The following is a 17166-nucleotide window of genomic DNA, read 5'->3' on the forward strand; positions in this document are numbered from 1 at the left end:
ATTGTAATAGGAAGGGAGGGTAAATGAAAGTAGCTTTTCAAATGGATGAAAGTATAAACTTCGAAACTGATACTACATTTGCATTAATAAAAGAAGCGCAGAGGAGAAAGCACGAAATTTTTGTCTATGTCCCTAATAATCTAGCACTCAAGTTAAATCAACCAATCGCGCTTGCTCAGAAAGTTAGCGTTGATGATTTTGGTTTTACCTCTAAAAGAGATGTAGACATCGATTTGAATGAAATGGACATCATACTTATCAGGCAGGACCCACCTTTTGATATGCGTTACATCACAACTACCTATATTTTAGAAAAAACCAGTGCATTGGTAATTAATAATCCAACGGAGATAAGAAATTGTCCTGAAAAGTTAATTACCTCACTATTTCCAGAACTAATTCCTTCAACTTTGATTACTGAAAATATATTGATGATCAGAGATTTTTACTGCAACAATCATAAGGATATTATTCTGAAACCATTGTACAGTTATGGAGGAATTGATGTAATAAGAGTACAAGATGAAAATAGTATTCAAGTAGTAGTAGAGCTCATGATTGCAAAATATGAATGCCCTGTAATTGCGCAAGCATTTTGCAAAAACATAGACAGAGATAAGAGGATACTATTGCTAGATGGTAAACCAATAGGGATAATGAAACGAGTTCCAAAAACCAGCGGAGAAATTAGAACAAACGTGCGGCTTGGGGGAAGTTTTGAACCTGCTGAAATGAATGATAGAGACAATAAAATATGTAATAAAATTGGTCCTGAGCTGAAGAAAAGAGGGCTAATATTTGTTGGTATTGATATTATAGATGACTTCCTTCTTGAAATTAACACAACTTCACCTACGGGAGTAGTCTACGTCAATAAATTATACAATATATCGCTGGAAAAAGACCTTTGGGATGCATTTGAAGAAAAGGTAAATTCAAGGGTATAGAGTTCAAAGAAAAAGTATGCTATTGCGTTAATTGTAGTTTAATCATGGTGTTATAATCTTTTTATAAAGATGTGAGGTAGTATATGCTTACAATTAAATTAAAAAATCCTGCAGCAGTAGAAGTTAAAAGCATTAAGGCAAGTAAACACGCAAATTCAACGCAAGTACATAACACAGCATTGTTAAGCATAGGTTATGATTGCGATGTAAAGCTAGAAAAAAGCATTTTATTTTTGTTGTCGATACAAGTTCAAGCATGAAAAGTAAGGATGTGATATCAGATGAAGGTGAAAATACCTCTAAAACTATGGCTGCTAAAAAATCTATTTTTGATATAGCATATGAAAGCGATAAAAAACATCTTAATAATACTTACAGTATGATTACCTTTAATAAGGAAGCTCAAGTCTTACTTGACGGAGGAGATATATACAATAAAGAAGATATAAAATTGGATGTAGGCACTTCAATTTACCATGGTATGCTCAAGATCAAAGAACTTAAATCTTTTGGTGAACTGCCAAAAGATGACACTATTGTAATTTTATTGTCTGATGGTCATAGTAGCCGCATAAATGAAAAAGGTGAATGTTACCTACCACGTGATGTAAAGAAGATTATTGAAGGAAAATTTCGACATATAGAATCATAAGTGTTGAAAGTATAACAAGTGGTATCATAGAAGGTGGTTAACGGCATGTAAATTTCCTCCTGATAATAGAACAATTGATAGTACAAAAGAATCATTAAGGTAACCGTTCACGGAGATAAAGTGGTTTACAAAGTAAGTATAAAAGTGTAAAGAAATAGGAAGCTAAATATGGGTGCGCCAAGCAAAGTGCGTAAAATTCAGTTAGTGAAAATCCAACTTAGGCAAAGTCTAGCCAACAGCCTAGAACAAACCATTATGCTGCGTAAGGTAACGAACGTAGTAAAGCTAATGGAATGGACAATACAGGGTGCAACGAAAGTGAAGGTATTGAGTTCCGAAATTGCCAACATCATGGAGGTCGACACTTTCCATATAGTGGAAGACAGTATGAAGGATAACGACAAGGCAAGTTATCACTGGGATCTGAGGCCGTGTCATGTATTGAGATGGAGTTTATGTAAACTTGGGAGATCCTTTGTATTCCTATTAAGGTACGTTGGAACAAGTCAACAAAGGCGAGAATTAACGGAAGATACAAAGGAAGTCGGACTGATTGATAGTACTCAGAGTGTGGGAAACAAGGGGAAGCGATCAGCGGTATAGTTAGGGATTGTTACACCAACACAACAGAGGTTGGGATATGATGCAAGGAAAACTAAATCAGATAGCAGTAATCAAAGATGCTGTGAATGCTACACTGAAGAGCCGTATGCGGGAAATTCGCAAGTACGGTTCTGTTGGGGGGATCATAGCAACTAAACCTAATAGGAGGATTTAAAGTTATGATCGGGAGTGTTAAATAAACTGTGTCAAACCGCATTTTTAATTCAACTCAATTTTCAATCTGTTGGGAAAGAAAATGTCGAGCTGAGATATAGTCAATGCCCAATCATGTACAGGCATAGTCCATTTCTCCTCCACTTTCTTTATAGCACAATATACCTGTTTATACGAGGCATTTATGCTAGTAAATGAGCCCTTGGTTTTGGTGAATTTCCTAATTTGCCTATGTAGCCCCTCTATGGGATTAGTAGTATAGATTATCCTCCTAACTGGGTCGGAATACTTAAAATAACCAGATAGGTTTTCCCAATTATTCTGCCAAGATTATAGGGTACTTTGTGCCCCATTTTTCATCTAATTCCAACAGATAATTCTCGGCAATTTCCTTACTTGAAGCTTTTCTTTAAATCACTCAAAAAACTCTTTACTAGCTACATACTTCAGTGAGTTACGTATCTGATGCACTATACACATTCTGCATTAGGGAACACACCGTTTATTGCTGCAGGAAAGCTTTTTAGCCCATCTACACATGCAATTAGAATATCTTCCACTCCTCTCTCTTTGAGATCATTTAGTACTCCCAACCAGAACTTCACTTTCAGCTAAATAAAACTTCTTTTCTGCCATTTTGCTAATATATTATACATACATTTACTTACACAACTCCTTAAAAAACCATGAAAACTATCGGATATACAGACTGCAGCGGACGACTACGCCATTCGTTGATTACTGTTTGTCAGTAATACTTGATATCTCTGCCGCCGATATTTTATGATCGTAAATTTCCTCAATATGTGACGCTATATCTCCATGCCACTGGCAAATGTGCTTAAGACCTTTGCTTCAAGTTCTGTTGTTTGTCTTTTTCTAACTATTTGGGGTTCAAAGCTTCCTTCCCTGTCTCTAGGTGTTAACAACTCAAATGAGTTGTACGTAAAGTTTTTCCCATTTCTTCGATTATTTTCTTCGCTTTCACCAGACAAGTGGTGTTCTATTTCACCTTCCAGACTTGCCTCAAGCAGCTTTTTTATAAACGGTGTCATCTCTTCCTGTTAGCGGTCTTCCTTCTCGTATAGACGACAGGTTTCTAATTCTTTATAATCTACCAAACCGGTAGTTTTATTTACTTGACTCATGTCAAACCTCCGTTTTTTTATATCAATTATATTTTTATTTCTTGGTTTGACACAGTTTATTTAACACTCCCTTATGATCTCTACTGGACGCTACTTTCAATAAGAATTTGCATGCAATAGCACAGAAGCATACGTTACTACTCCTTCATTTCTCCCAATAGAACCCAATTTTTCTGCAGTTGTTGCTTTAACATTTATGAATTCATCATCAATTTCTAATATTTTTGATATAAATTTCTTCATTTCCACTTTATAAGGCAATATTTTAGGCTCTTCACAAACTATAGTAATATCTAAATTAGACACGCTATATCCTTTTTCCTGTGCTTTTTTAGCAGCAAAGTCAAGAAAGTGAGATGAATTGCAATCTTTCCATTCAGAGGAATTGGGAGGAAAATGTTCTCCTATATCGCCACATCCTAGTGCTCCGAGTATTGCATCAACGATTGCATGTATTGCAACATCACCATCGGAATGTGCTTCTATTGCCATGTTATGCTCAATTTCTACACCGCAAATCTTTATAAAACTCTTAGCATCATTTTGAACTTTAACAAATTTATGTATATCATAACCGGCTCCGACACGAAATTTTGGCTCTTCAAAAAGGAGTTTTGCCATATTGAGATCCTCTTTTTTGGTTAACTTAAAATTGTTTTTCTCACCTTCAATAATCGCAACATGTTTTTTGTGCTCTACCATTAGCGATGAATCATCAGTAAATTCTTTGATTGATTGATGGCATGATAATAATTCTCTGAAATTAAAAATTTGAGGGGTTTGTATGGCTCTAAGTTTTTTCCTTGAAATCGTAGATTCAATGAAATTATTACTCACCAATGACATAGTATCCTCGACTTCTATTGCTGGAACTACTCCTGTATATTGACCATTAATCATAAATTTAATCAAGTTATCTATTAGAATATTTGACACAAAAGGCCTGCAGGCATCGTGTATAACGACAAAATCTGGATTGATCTTTTGCAAACTTTCCAGTCCGAGTTTAACTGAACTCTGCCTGCTTTTCCCTCCGCATACTGGACTCAGCGATTTAGTATCTATAATTGATGATGTAACTTCTTTATAGAAATCTTTTTGACTTTCATTCACTACCACTCTTATGTAACTTATGTACTGATTAGCTAAGAATTTTCTAATTGTGTGAAATAAAACAGATTTACCTGCCAGTTTTATATACTGTTTAGGGGTTTTGGCATTACATCTACTGCCTACTCCTGCTGCAACTATTAATGCTGCTATCTTGTATTTCTCAAATCTGTTAGTGTGCATGTTTGTTATTTTCAGTGTTAGTGTATAGTAACAGGTTATTTAGAATTTTAAAAAAAGTTGATCTTATTCTCAAAACAGAATATTCTTTTACTAGGTGTAATATGTGCTAGAGGGAAATAATGCACGTTGCTAAGTATAATAAAGAAAATGAAATACATCTCATATTTTTCCATGAAATAGGTGATAATTATAAAAATGCCGCCAGGTATATACAAGATAGATCTATGTATCTCCATAGACCTAATTTCTACACTCATGCACATAAATACCCAATTGCATTTCAAAACTATATAACTTACGCAATAGCCAGTTTCTTATTTTTAGGAGTATCCATATTATCACCCGCTTTGGTATTATAGCCCTACTCATAATAGTCCAAAAAGAGTAAGATATGGTTTATAGTAGTGAAGATCAGTAGCACATAGTTATGACTTAAGGAAAAAGGTAATGGAAGCGTTGGATGAAGGAGAAAACTATTGCCAAGAGATTTAAGATCGGAAAAACAACTTTATATAAGTGGAAGAAAAGACGTGAGAAAACGGCATAAGTGTTGAAAGTATCAAAAATGGCGTGATATAAGGTGATCAACGGCATGTAAGTTACCTCCTGATAGTAAAACAATTGAACGTAAAAAAGAGTCATTAAGATCTAATGTAAACTGTAATAGTGCTATCTTAAATCCGTCTAAGTTGTTTCTTATTTTATAAACAAGAAATAATAAAGCTGTAATAATAATCATATAAATATACACTTTCATTCCATTCATGTCATGGCTTAAAAAATGCTTATATCCGAGGTTTTAAATGGGAGTGTTAAATAAACTGTGTCAAACTGCATTTTTAATTCAACTCAATTTTCAATCTGTTGGGAAAGAAAATGTCGAGCTGAGATATAGTCAATGCCCAATCATGTACAGGCATAGTCCATTTCTCCTCCACTTTCTTTATAGCACAATATACCTGTTTATACAAGGCATTTATGCTAGTAAATGAGCCCTTGGTTTTGGTGAATTTCCTAATTTGCCTATGTAGCCCCTCTATGGGATTAGTAGTATAGATTATCCTCCTAACTGGGTCGGAATACTTAAAATAACCAGATAGGTTTTCCCAATTATTCTGCCAAGATTATAGGGTACTTTGTGCCCCATTTTTCATCTAATTCCAACAGATAATTCTCGGCAATTTCCTTACTTGAAGCTTTTCTTTAAATCACTCAAAAAACTCTTTACTAGCTACATACTTCAGTGAGTTACGTATCTGATGCACTATACACATTCTGCATTAGGGAACACACCGTTTATTGCTGCAGGAAAGCTTTTTAGCCCATCTACACATGCAATTAGAATATCTTCCACTCCTCTCTCTTTGAGATCATTTAGTACTCCCAACCAGAACTTCACTTTCAGCTAAATAAAACTTCTTTTCTGCCATTTTGCTAATATATTATACATACATTTACTTACACAACTCCTTAAAAAACCATGAAAACTATCGGATATACAGACTGCAGCGGACGACTACGCCATTCGTTGATTACTGTTTGTCAGTAATACTTGATATCTCTGCCGCCGATATTTTGTGATCGTAAATTTCCTCAATATGTGACGCTATATCTCCATGCCACTGGCAAATGTGCTTAAGACCTTTGCTTCAAGTTCTGTTGTTTGTCTTTTTCTAACTATTTGGGGTTCAAAGCTTCCTTCCCTGTCTCTAGGTGTTAACAACTCAAATGAGTTGTACGTAAAGTTTTTCCCATTTCTTCGATTATTTTCTTCGCTTTCACCAGACAAGTGGTGTTCTATTTCACCTTCCAGACTTGCCTCAAGCAGCTTTTTTATAAACGGTGTCATCTCTTCCTGTTAGCGGTCTTCCTTCTCGTATAGACGACAGGTTTCTAATTCTTTATAATCTACCAATCCGGTAGTTTTATTTACTTGACTCATGTCAAACCTCCGTTTTTTTATATCAATTATATTTTTATTTCTTGGTTTGACACAGTTTATTTAACACTCCCATTTATAGACTCTTTAAAAAAAATTATCTTATTTTAGATCAAGATTTCTTAAAAAATAGATATAACAAATAAACCTTAAATGGTTGCTATATTGGGCGTATTCTCTTAACTTGAACTCGTATGCTTTTTTGAACATTCCCTTAAATGGAGCTTTAACGCTCCACTAAATGGGTATCCAATTGCTCAACACTATCAATTTCAATTTGTAAAGTGTCCTTTATAAATTTATTAGCCTGTTCTATGCTCATCGTAATTATATATTTATTTTCTTGAATACGTGATAAATAGCTACATTCATGTAAGTCTAAAATTTCAATAAATTTGCTACGATCATCTTTATAGTGAAAAACTACATTAACACCCACAACTTCTTTTTCATTATATTTAATATCAAGTTTTGGTTTATGGCCATAATTTGCTCCAATAACTCTTCTTATTGAGTGTTCTATTGCCATTTTTATTATTTGAGGATTACTGCAGTCTGAAATAGGCGCTGATTTATAATTATGAGCAGTTACTTTAGCATAAACCGACTGGCTTTCTAATTTATCTGAGTATTTTTCATTAAATTCTTTTACCCTTTTAAAATGTCTTTCATATTGAGTCAACCCATCTTTTCCTTTTTTCTCCATCTTTTTCAAGAATCTCTCTACAGGCTCTTGTTTGGCTGGAGTAATTTTACGTATAAGCGGAATTTGTTTTTGTAAGATAACCCAATATGGTAAGCAGACAACTTTTGCATCTTTCGAAAATAGACCTTCTAACTTTTTCACTGCATTGTATAAGTTTGCTGATTCTGGTTTATAATGCCCACTATTATTGTCTATATAAGTTATTTTACCATCTATCACTTTTATTAAACCAGAACATAAAACTGGCCTACCACCTGCAAGAGCTGAATGACGATAAGCCCATTCGCTTTCATTAACATTAATATGTTCATGTGTTACTAGTTTTCCATCAAGCGTAATCACATAAGCTACACAACCTTTTTTTCCCTTACTAATTTTATCAGTTGTATCATATGGTTTGCCTTTAAATCCTTTTAACTTGTTACCCTCTACTTCTGGCGTTAAGTCCACGTATAATTTTCCTTTATAAGGAATTTTAGTATGTTCTGCTTGATCATCTGGAGTAAAATACTTAACCCTTGTATTAGTTCCAGGAATTTTTCTTCCTTCAACTCCAACTTCTGGAAACAAATTATAGCGTGGAAAAAAATATGTAAATTTACTTTCTATCCAGTGCAAAATTCTGTTTATAATACCAAAAACTTTTTTGTTATTCAAATCAATAGAGAGTTGCTGTTCTTTTGGTACTGTTTTATGATCGGACTTTGTACCAGATTTGCCAAATTCTTTGGCAGCATATTTAAATTTTCCTAATAAATATTCCTTACGCTCTTCTGATACTGACATTTTTACCTTACCAACTATTATTTTATGCCATTTTAGACAGCAAATCAATACTCTTAATATATTAATAAGGAAAAGTGGCAGCAAGATAGCTACCAACAATTTGAAAATCGTCATTCCGCTACTTATTAGCGCCGCGGCGTGTTCAGCCATATACTCCTGGATTTTTCAGCACACAACTGTAGGAAGATGTCATGAAAGCAGTCTTTTCGTCATTAAAAAAGTGCTTTCGTGTTTACCAATTCAGCTGGATTCCAGTGTCACGCACTGGAATGACAATTAAAGAGAAACTCCACGCACAGCTATTATCATAGGAAGATGTCATTCCAGTACTTCCTCTCTTGTCATTCAAGTAGCTCCTTTGTTGTCATCCCAGTGCTTCTTCTTTTGTCATTCCAGTGCGTGACACTGGCATCCAGCAAAATTGATCACAAACAAGACAACATTTTCGGTCAAAAACCAGTGTCTGGGCACTGGCATGACAACGTTATAAAGGAACCTGTTTCAGCTACTTTCATAACACCATTTATCTCTACTTACCCAACAAACTTATGCTAAGCTGTGCTGCCACTAACTTTGCAACCGGTACTCTATAGGGTGAGCATGACACATAATCGACCCCTGATTTGATAAAAAATTCTATGGACTGTGGATTCGCTCCATGCTCTCCACATATACCGAGTTTAATTTCTTTTCGGGTTTTTCTGCCTCTTTCAATGGCTATCTTGACTAACTCCCCTACCCCTTCGACATCTAGCACTTCAAATGGATCATTTTCGAATATGTTGTTTTCCTTATAGGAATCGAGGAAATTAACTGAATCATCTCTTGAAAGTCCCATGGTTGTTTGCGTTAAATCATTAGTGCCAAAACTAAAAAATTCTGCGTGTTTTGCCAGTTTGTCAGCAATAAGTGCTGCTCTTGGCAGTTCTATCATCGTTCCGATTGAATAATTCACATCGAAATTTTCTGCTTCTTTCTTTATTAACTCGCAAATCAGAACAAACTCTTTCTCGCTCATGATAAAAGGGATCATGATTTCAGCTACCTTTTTTTCCTTCTTTAGCTCATTTGCAGCACTGAGTATTGCCCTAATCTGCATTCTATATATTTCAGGATGAGAAATAGCAAGCCTGCAGCCCCGGTGGCCAAGCATGGGGTTCTTTTCTGATAACTGTGCTATTTTATTTTTTACTGATTCAACTGACTTATTGAGCGATTTAGCAATTTTTTCTATAGTAGACTGATTATTGGGTAAAAATTCATGTAGAGGTGGATCAAGTAAACGTATAGTGACTTCCTTGCCCTCCATAATAGAAAATATTTCTTTGAAATCAGACTTTTGCATTTCCTCCAGTTTAATGAGCACATTTGCCCTTTCATTTTCATCGTCAGCTATTATCAACTTTTGAATGAATTCGATTCTATCACTAGCAAAAAACATATGTTCTGTGCGACATAAGCCTATACCTTCTGCACCGAATCCTTTTGCAATTTTTACATCTTTTGGAGTATCAGCGTTCGCTCTCACTTTGATCGTTTTAATTTCATCTATCCAGTTGATTATCGTTTTGAATTCTTGTGATAATTCAGGTGAAATTGTAGGAAGAATGCCAAGCATAACCTCCCCTGTTCCTCCGTTGATGGTAATCGGTTCACCTTTATTTACTTTTATATCCCCTATAGAAAGGAAAGTTCCATCTTTATCGATATAAAGTCCACTCACACTGCAGATGCATGGCTTACCCATTCCACGAGTTACAACAGCGGCATGCGAGGTCATACCTCCCCGCGCTGTTACTATTCCACTTGCAGCATTCATTCCATTAATATCTTCAGGGCTCGTCTCTGATCTTACCAAAATTACTTTTTTACCCTGTTCTGCAGCTTTTTCAGCATCACTTGCACTGAATACTACATATCCGGAAGCAACCCCTGGAGAAGCCGGTAGTCCCTTCCCTATTACTTTTTGGTCACTCTTAACGTCAAGAACTGGATGCAATAAATTGTCAAAAGTTTTTGGATCAATTCTCAATATTCCTTCTTCTTTTGTAATCTTTCCTTCGTTTACCATATCAACTACTATGTGAATAGCAGCTTCAGCTGTGCGCTTGCCAGATCTAGTCTGCAAAATCCATAACTTACCGTCCTGTACAGTAAATTCGATATCCTGCATGTCCTTATTGTGCCTTTCAAGTTTTTCACATACCGCGCATAATTCTAGGTAGATGCTTGGTAGCAACTTCTCCATGGTATTTTCTTGCTCCCCATTAACTGGCATAGGAGTATAAACACCAGAAACCACATCTTCACCCTGAGCATTAATCAGAAATTCACCAAAGTATTTTTTTTCTCCAGTTGAAGGATTACGTGTAAATATCACGCCGGTTGCAGAATTATCGTTCAGATTGCCAAAAACCATTGCCTGTACATTAACTGCAGTTCCAAGACTTTCAGAAATATTATTCATTTTTCTATAGGAAACAGCCCTATCATTCTTCCAAGAAGAAAGCACTGCATTCACTGAACTGAGCAACTGTTCTTCAATATTCTGCGGGAAATACTTTCCAGTTTTTTCATATACTATCTTTTTGAAATTATTAACAATACCCTTTAAAACATCAATATCAAGACCAGCTAAGCTTTTTGCTCCACTTGTTTGCTGTTCAATATCAATAATGTCTTGAAATAGATTATGGTCAAGCTGTAGTACAACATTCGAGTACATCATGATGAAACGACAGTAACTATCATAGGCAAAACGTTCTCCACTTTTTTTTGCAAGACCAACAACGGTTGCATCATTTAGACCAACATTTAAGATTGTATCGAGCATGCCTGGCATTGAATTCACACCACCAGAGCGTATGGAAACTAATAAAGGATTATTTGAATCCTCGAATTTACAACTGACGTCATTTTCGAGCATCGCCATGTAGTTTTTGATCTCGTTACGTAGGTTGTTAGACAATTCATTATCCTGGCAATAAGCCTGACAAACAGCAGTGGAAATTGTGAAACCAGGTGGCACAGGAATGCCAATGTTACACATTTCTGCTAGATTTGCTCCCTTCCCTCCTAGTAGATTCCTCATTGCTGCACTGCCTTCACACTTGCCTCGGCTAAAGTAATATACTGACTTTTCTTTCATTTTCTTTCCAGATTTTCACTAATATACATACTATTCTAATAAATTTGTCAGGCGAGAGTAATAAATTTTGTAAAATTCAGCACAACTAAGTAGCCCCTTTTCCTTTCATTCCAGTGTCCTTATTGTCATTCAAGTATTCTTTTCTGTCATCTCAATGACCTCTATGACGTCATTCCAGCGCATGACGCTGGAATCCAGTTAAATTTACGAGTATAAAAGTAATGTTAAAATACAACGTTTCGATGACTATGAAAGAGCTGGATCCCAGTACTGCCATCATAAAGGAACCAGTGTCAGCTACTTTCCTCCTGCAAATTGCAATGTGTGTACAGTTATGCGCGTGACACTGGGATGACATCTTATTGCTACTCCCACTCAATAGTTGCTGGTGGCTTGGAAGTTAAGTCATATACAACCCTATTTACTCCGGAAACGTTATTAACGATTATGTTGCTAACATTTTGCAAAAAATCCCAAAATACTAACGAATGTTGACTTTTATTTTCAAATGGAAATGCATCTGCCGTCATACCATCGGATGATGTTATAGCTCTCAAAGCACAAACATATCCATATGTACGATTATCTCCCATAACCCCCACAGTTTTTATTGGTAACAGTACAGCAAAAGCCTGCCATATTTTATCATATAGATCATAATTTTTCATTGTGTTGATATATATTTCATCTACTTCCTGCAATGTTTGCACCTTTTCCTCATCGACTTCACCTATGATCCTTACTGCAAGCCCAGGTCCAGGAAACGGATGTTGAAATATTATCTCATCTGAAAGACCTATTTCTTTGCCAAGCGGCCTTACTTCATCTTTAAAGAGGTAGCGTAAAGGTTCTACTAGTTTCAGATTCATTTTTTCTGGCAACCCACCAACATTGTGATGAGATTTAATTGTACTAGTATTTGCTGAAGCGTGCCCTGATTCAATTACATCGGAGTAGATTGTGCCTTGCATTAAAAAATCCACATCACCTATTTTTTTCGCCTCTTCTTCAAATACTTCAATAAAAGTATTGCCAATAATCTTTCGCTTTTCTTCTGGATCAGTTATTCCCTTTAGCTTACTTAAAAACAAGTTTGATTTATCAACGTAATTTATCGAAATCTCTTTTAACATAGCAGTGGTCTGACTCTTGCGTAATAACCCAGTATCGATAAAAATACAGTTTAATTGCTTTCCTATAGCTTTATGTGTGAGAACTGATGCAACACTTGAATCAACCCCCCCACTTACTGCAGCAATTACTTTTTTCTCCCCTACTAAGTTTTTAATTTCTTCCTTCTGCTTTTCAATAAACGACTTCATTGTCCAATCTCTCTCACAATTCGCAATACCCAAGAAATTAGAGAGCAGCTTACTACCATTTATTGTAGGCTTAACTTCAGGGTGGAACTGAGTACAGTAAATCTTCCGCTTTTCGTTGGCAATTATTGCGATTGTTTGATTTATTACACCTGAGGCAATAACAGTAAATCCTTGCGGTATAGTTTCGACACTGTCTGCATGGTTCATCAGCACATCGACTTCGGAATTAACTTCCCAAGTATCCTTTATAATTGGAGATTCTTTTAGTATCTTGATTTTAGTTTTGCCAAATTCCTGATTGAATCCTTTTCTTACCTTTGCCCCGAAATAATGACAAATAAGTTGCTGTCCATAACATATTCCAAGTATAGGAGCGTTTATTGTCTCGTTAAGTTTTATAATTTTATGTGCTACTTCACTTACTTCAGAGCAATTATCATTTACAGATTGCGGCCCTCCAGAAAAAATAAATCCATTGAATTTTGATACTGTTTCAAAATTGATGTTGCTTAGAAATATCTCACAGTAAACACCCATTTCCCTGATTTGTCTTGCGATCAGCTGTGTAAATTGTGAACCAAAATCAATAATGGCAATTGCTGACAATGTGCTCCTCCATATTATTTAAAGCAATGTCTGATAATAAAGAAAATAATGGAGTAAGTAAACTAAGACCTGTTTTAAAGCTTTGACGGACAGCGTGGGTTGGCTATGATCTATTTTTATCTAAGAAGAACTTTTTACGGTGGTACTTCAGAACCCCTCTTTAGGGTTAAGACATACTTCCAATTCTTCCCAACCACTATAACTTCCACCACCAACCAATGCTATACACACTCCGGATAGAGACTTAGCCTTAATCACTTTTCCAGTTTTGTTATCTACAAACTCTTCCACTCCCTCAACTTTAATTTCGTATTTCTGGTCACTATTTGAGCGATCCCATACAAGTATTTTTCCTATAAATATAGCTTTGATGACCTCTTTATTTTGTACTTTATATGTTAAAAATAAGTCTTTATAAGTATTACAAAGTGGTAATATAAAGATGTGTAGAGAAGAGGAACCGTATTCAACCTTGGTCATAGGGACCGTCTTGCAGCAAGGTTCTCTTCTCTTAAGTTGTAATAGTTTAAGGAAATAATCAACTTGATCAGGTACATGTTGTTTAAAATATAAAAAATAAAGAAGTAATAGCTACGGAATACACTAATGCTATTTCACGTGATAGTACATTAGCATATAACATGCTAAAAAAAATAGAGAGATAAGTACAATATCTTATCCCTCTACGCAGATGCATTTTATGATGCAACGAATGTGTATAAAATATGTAAAGAATATAATATAAAGCCTATAATACGGCCAAGAAAAGATGCAAAAATCTACATGTCAGAAAGAAATGAAAATATTAGTATAATAAGGTTGAGTGAGAATTATAAAGATGGCATAGCAAATTGGAAGAAGAAATGGTGCGAGGTCCTACGTTGAAAGCTACAATGCCTTACTTCTTGAAGATACAAGCTTTTTCTTTAGACTTAAAAAAACATTTGGATTTAGTTTAAAAAATAAGTCTGAAATAAATCGTGTGTCAATCAAGTGCTATTTAATAAATGAATTTACTAAAATTGGTACTGCTAAATTTGAGATAGTTATGTAAAGTTTTATCATTCTTAATAAATTAAGGAGCTATGCAACAAAGCCGCGCTCCACTAAACAGATACTATTTTTTGCATTTAATTTACAGTAAGCGTGAACCTGTTACGTGTAATGTTCTTCCACATAATCACTAATAATTGCCTTAAATTCTTCAAAAATATTATTACCTTGTAAAGTTTTGAAATATTTGCCGTCTTTGTAGACTGCTGAAACAGGTTTTTCCCCATATCCAGGCAGGCTGATCCCCAGATTTGCATGTTTGCTCTCTCCGGGACCATTTACTATGCATCCCATAACAGCGATGCTCATATGCTCTACACCTGGATTCTTTTTCTTCCATATCGGCATATAAGTTTTTATGTAGCCATTTACTTCCTCAGTTAATGTACGAAAACGATCGCTACTTGTGCGCCCACAACCAGGACATGAACTAACCTGAGGGTTAAAGTAGCGCAAGCCTACAGACTGTAGTATTTCCTGACACACTACCACCTCATTAGTGCGTGATTCACCAGGACGCTGAGTTAAAGAAGCTCGTATAGTGTCTCCAATACCATTTTGCAATAAATAAGTAAGCCCTGCTGTGGTATTTATCACGCCTTTATCGCCCATACCAGCCTCAGTTAAACCCAAATGCAGCGCATAATTGGAAGATTTTGCAAGTGCCGTATAAACTAAAATCAAATCTTGCACTCTACTGATTTTACACGAAATGATTATTTTATCTGCACTAAGGCCAATTTCTTCAGCTTTTTTTGCACTGCCAAGAGCAGACATTACAAGCGCCTTACGCAATATAACATCAGAAGGTTTTGGATCACTGGACAAGGAGTTTTCATCCATTAATTTTTGTGAAAGGTACTTATCAAAACTACCCCAATTTACTCCAATTCTGACAGGAAGATCATGCGTTATTGTGTACTCTATAACTTTTTCAAATTTTTCATCACGTTTGTCGCCAAAGCCTACATTGCCTGGATTCATCCTAATTTTACCCAGCATCTTAATGTTGTCTGGATAATTCTGAACTAGCCTGTAGAGCTCATATTGTCCGCAGCCTACTAATATCTTATCATCAAAACCCTCTTTATTTATTTCCTCTACGATATAAGGTATTGCTTTTGCTACCTCCTCTGAATTCAAAGCAATTCGCACCAACTCTGAACCTGCATGCACTAGTTCTATTATTTCTTTTGCATATTGCTTAGCACTGCTTTTTATGTTGTCAGGATCTATATGTACACCAAGCGCCATAGATTGAACGACTATAGGGTTATTTCCACCTATCTTCACTTGTCCAACTTTTACAGTATGAGTTTTATGCCTGGAAATCGGCGATAATTCATATGCATCATCACTCAATATCAAGTCTTTATCTAGCATACCATTAGTCGCCAATATTGTGATACTATTTTACTGTGTCAGCTACACTGCCAAATGAACTTGAACCATTAAAACTAGAATCTACGTTATTCAAATCAGTGATAGAATCATGTGAGCATGTTCTTCTTGAAGGAGTTTCTTTTATAGTGATATTTATAGGAGAAACTTTCTTTTCTCGTGTTGAATTCCCTTCTTGTTCATGCTGCTCGCTTTCATACTGGGAAACTGGCTCTTGATCTATAAATACAGCACCCTTTAAACGGGCAAGATTAATACCATGCTGATTTATCATAGCATCCTCTTCATCTTCAACTATGCATGCTCTTACGTCGTTTGGCTCATTATCAAGGCTAGCAATTTTTTTTTCTTTTAATTTTTTGATTAGATCTTCTTTATTCACGTTAGCATTAGATTGACCTTGTAACTTTTTTTTCTTGAGAATCTCCCTACGCTTTTCATATAATTTATACGACTCAGCAAAATCCTCATCTATATGAAAATTTGTACCACCAGGGTTACCAGGAGGTATGTACCTCTTACTGAGCTTTACTTTAGACTTAGCTTCAGCATCATGCACAATAAAGGAACTAGAAACTAGAAACATTAATATAAAGAAAATTTTAGAAAAGAACTTGAACATACCATAGTGAATATCGTGCCTTAAAAGATAGCAATTAACAAACTTTAAGTAAACCTGAATCTTTACTAACTTTATAATACAAACATTTTTCTAAAAAATTTACTATCAAAACCTACATAATCTAAAGGAAGTTTAAGGTGTTACAAATTTTACGTAACACCTTTTCAAGAAGAGCATTATGCTTTTCTTTGTTGTAAGTTATTATTCAGTTTTTCGATATCACCCACATTACTAAACTTCCCATTTGGTTTATCTTGAGATAAGTCGCTTTTCTTTTCTTTATCGAGCTTAACTCCTTGATAGATACAGAATGCAACAAAACTAGCTATCGCTGTTACAGCAAAAGCAGTGGCTATGGTGCAAATTATTATTGCTTGTTCTTGCCCCCCTACTATCTCTGCAAATGTCTCTACTTTTTCTTCTAAGCCTGTAAATTTTTCTTGCAGGCCGTTTAAGTGCTCTTGCATACCTTGAAACTTCTCAATACCAATCTTTTCTTCTAATGCACCAAAAACTTTTTCAAACTGCTCAACGTCTATCTTTTGAGCTTCTTGCCATTCTTTTAATGCACCAAATACCTCTTCAAACTGTTTAGCATCAATATTTTGAGCTTCTTGCCATTCTTTTAATGCACAAAAAACTTTTTCAAACTGCTCAGCATCTATCTTTTGACTTTCCTGCAATGCTGTTACATCTGATTTATCAAAACCGAACACAAATTTAGTTATACCCATTTTTAACCCCCTAGCTAATTAATATATTATAA

At 35.3% G+C, this 17166-nt stretch carries 14 protein-coding genes and 5 pseudogenes; 9 read left to right on the top strand and 10 right to left on the bottom strand.

The features are described 5' to 3' along the window. The first annotated feature begins 23 nt into the window (after positions 1-23). From gshB to wVul_RS08170, 5 genes are all read left to right on the top strand, one after another. A complete protein-coding gene (gshB, locus tag wVul_RS00980; RefSeq protein ID WP_047758798.1) occupies positions 24-947 on the top strand; it encodes a glutathione synthase in 924 nt (307 codons plus the stop codon). Between the two features lie 83 nt (positions 948-1030). Continuing rightward, positions 1031-1207: a hypothetical protein gene (locus wVul_RS08165; protein ID WP_153295407.1), complete on the top strand. Its 177-nt coding sequence runs from the start codon at positions 1031-1033 to the stop codon at positions 1205-1207. After that, positions 1204-1599: a vWA domain-containing protein gene (locus wVul_RS00985; protein ID WP_047758799.1), complete on the top strand. Its 396-nt coding sequence runs from the start codon at positions 1204-1206 to the stop codon at positions 1597-1599. Before wVul_RS08165 ends, wVul_RS00985 begins: the two co-directional genes overlap by 4 nt. A gap of 168 nt (positions 1600-1767) precedes the next feature. After that, positions 1768-2202: a hypothetical protein gene (locus wVul_RS00990; RefSeq protein WP_179943840.1), complete on the top strand. Its 435-nt coding sequence runs from the start codon at positions 1768-1770 to the stop codon at positions 2200-2202. A gap of 37 nt (positions 2203-2239) precedes the next feature. Then, positions 2240-2377, top strand: a complete 138-nt coding sequence (locus tag wVul_RS08170) for a hypothetical protein (protein ID WP_153295409.1) — start codon at positions 2240-2242, stop codon at positions 2375-2377. Between the two features lie 44 nt (positions 2378-2421). On the opposite strand, the pseudogene wVul_RS08175 reads toward wVul_RS08170, so the two are convergent. Both wVul_RS08175 and ispD read right to left on the bottom strand, forming a co-directional pair. Then, positions 2422-3524 (bottom strand): annotated as a pseudogene (locus tag wVul_RS08175) (IS256 family transposase). Between the two features lie 96 nt (positions 3525-3620). Further along, positions 3621-4826: a 2-C-methyl-D-erythritol 4-phosphate cytidylyltransferase gene (ispD, locus tag wVul_RS01005; protein WP_047758800.1), complete on the bottom strand. Its 1206-nt coding sequence runs from the start codon at positions 4824-4826 to the stop codon at positions 3621-3623. A 110-nt stretch (positions 4827-4936) separates the two neighbouring features. On the opposite strand from ispD, the pseudogene wVul_RS10405 reads away from it, so the two are divergent. Continuing rightward, positions 4937-5173, top strand: a pseudogene (locus wVul_RS10405) (alpha/beta hydrolase family protein); the annotation flags it as partial. A gap of 91 nt (positions 5174-5264) precedes the next feature. After that, positions 5265-5358, top strand: a pseudogene (locus wVul_RS08180) (IS630-like element ISWpi11 family transposase); the annotation flags it as partial. Between the two features lie 298 nt (positions 5359-5656). On the opposite strand, the pseudogene wVul_RS08185 reads toward wVul_RS08180, so the two are convergent. From wVul_RS08185 to wVul_RS01040, 5 genes and pseudogenes are all read right to left on the bottom strand, one after another. Further along, positions 5657-6759 (bottom strand): annotated as a pseudogene (locus tag wVul_RS08185) (IS256 family transposase). Positions 6760-6982: 223 nt separating this feature from the next. Beyond that, the gene (locus wVul_RS01025) at positions 6983-8248 is read right to left on the bottom strand and encodes a hypothetical protein (RefSeq protein WP_047759073.1); all 1266 of its coding nucleotides are present in this window, start codon (positions 8246-8248) and stop codon (positions 6983-6985) included. Between the two features lie 529 nt (positions 8249-8777). After that, the gene (ppdK, locus tag wVul_RS01030; protein ID WP_047758802.1) at positions 8778-11396 is read right to left on the bottom strand and encodes a pyruvate, phosphate dikinase; all 2619 of its coding nucleotides are present in this window, start codon (positions 11394-11396) and stop codon (positions 8778-8780) included. A 365-nt stretch (positions 11397-11761) separates the two neighbouring features. Further along, the gene (gene guaA / locus wVul_RS01035; RefSeq protein ID WP_047758803.1) at positions 11762-13324 is read right to left on the bottom strand and encodes a glutamine-hydrolyzing GMP synthase; all 1563 of its coding nucleotides are present in this window, start codon (positions 13322-13324) and stop codon (positions 11762-11764) included. A gap of 147 nt (positions 13325-13471) precedes the next feature. After that, positions 13472-13804: a hypothetical protein gene (locus tag wVul_RS01040; protein WP_047758804.1), complete on the bottom strand. Its 333-nt coding sequence runs from the start codon at positions 13802-13804 to the stop codon at positions 13472-13474. Between the two features lie 234 nt (positions 13805-14038). Between wVul_RS01040 and wVul_RS09645 the strand changes: the two genes are divergently transcribed. Together wVul_RS09645 and wVul_RS10410 are read left to right on the top strand one after the other, a co-directional pair. Further along, the gene (locus wVul_RS09645; protein ID WP_238580339.1) at positions 14039-14209 is read left to right on the top strand and encodes a hypothetical protein; all 171 of its coding nucleotides are present in this window, start codon (positions 14039-14041) and stop codon (positions 14207-14209) included. Beyond that, positions 14196-14378 (top strand): annotated as a pseudogene (locus tag wVul_RS10410) (hypothetical protein); the annotation flags it as partial. The gene wVul_RS09645 and the pseudogene wVul_RS10410, both read left to right, overlap by 14 nt. Before the next feature lie 101 nt (positions 14379-14479). Here the strand turns inward: wVul_RS10410 and ispG are convergent. The 3 genes from ispG to wVul_RS01055 form a co-directional block, all read right to left on the bottom strand. Further along, the gene (gene ispG, locus wVul_RS01045) at positions 14480-15760 is read right to left on the bottom strand and encodes a flavodoxin-dependent (E)-4-hydroxy-3-methylbut-2-enyl-diphosphate synthase (RefSeq protein ID WP_047758805.1); all 1281 of its coding nucleotides are present in this window, start codon (positions 15758-15760) and stop codon (positions 14480-14482) included. 25 nt (positions 15761-15785) lie between these two features. After that, positions 15786-16400: a TRP75-related protein gene (locus wVul_RS01050; protein WP_047758806.1), complete on the bottom strand. Its 615-nt coding sequence runs from the start codon at positions 16398-16400 to the stop codon at positions 15786-15788. A gap of 176 nt (positions 16401-16576) precedes the next feature. Next, positions 16577-17134, bottom strand: coding sequence for a hypothetical protein (locus wVul_RS01055; protein WP_047758807.1), 558 nt, complete (start codon positions 17132-17134; stop codon positions 16577-16579). Positions 17135-17166 lie beyond the last annotated feature (32 nt).

The sequence above is a fragment of the Wolbachia endosymbiont of Armadillidium vulgare str. wVulC genome (genome assembly GCF_001027565.1).
GTDB lineage: Bacteria > Pseudomonadota > Alphaproteobacteria > Rickettsiales > Anaplasmataceae > Wolbachia.

Bases quoted from the DNA above. Each gene is read 5' to 3' on its own strand.
- wVul_RS00990 (WP_179943840.1), top strand. From the start codon at position 1,768: ATGGGTGCGCCAAGCAAAGTGCGTAAAATTCAGTTAGTGAAAATCCAA.
- ispG (WP_047758805.1), bottom strand. From the start codon at position 15,760: ATGCTAGATAAAGACTTGATATTGAGTGATGATGCATATGAATTATCG.
- wVul_RS08170 (WP_153295409.1), top strand. From the start codon at position 2,240: ATGATGCAAGGAAAACTAAATCAGATAGCAGTAATCAAAGATGCTGTG.
- wVul_RS00985 (WP_047758799.1), top strand. From the start codon at position 1,204: ATGAAAAGTAAGGATGTGATATCAGATGAAGGTGAAAATACCTCTAAA.
- wVul_RS01025 (WP_047759073.1), bottom strand. From the start codon at position 8,248: ATGTCAGTATCAGAAGAGCGTAAGGAATATTTATTAGGAAAATTTAAA.
- wVul_RS01055 (WP_047758807.1), bottom strand. From the start codon at position 17,134: ATGGGTATAACTAAATTTGTGTTCGGTTTTGATAAATCAGATGTAACA.
- gshB (WP_047758798.1), top strand. From the start codon at position 24: ATGAAAGTAGCTTTTCAAATGGATGAAAGTATAAACTTCGAAACTGAT.
- wVul_RS08165 (WP_153295407.1), top strand. From the start codon at position 1,031: ATGCTTACAATTAAATTAAAAAATCCTGCAGCAGTAGAAGTTAAAAGC.
- wVul_RS01050 (WP_047758806.1), bottom strand. From the start codon at position 16,400: ATGTTCAAGTTCTTTTCTAAAATTTTCTTTATATTAATGTTTCTAGTT.
- wVul_RS01040 (WP_047758804.1), bottom strand. From the start codon at position 13,804: ATGACCAAGGTTGAATACGGTTCCTCTTCTCTACACATCTTTATATTA.
- ppdK (WP_047758802.1), bottom strand. From the start codon at position 11,396: ATGAAAGAAAAGTCAGTATATTACTTTAGCCGAGGCAAGTGTGAAGGC.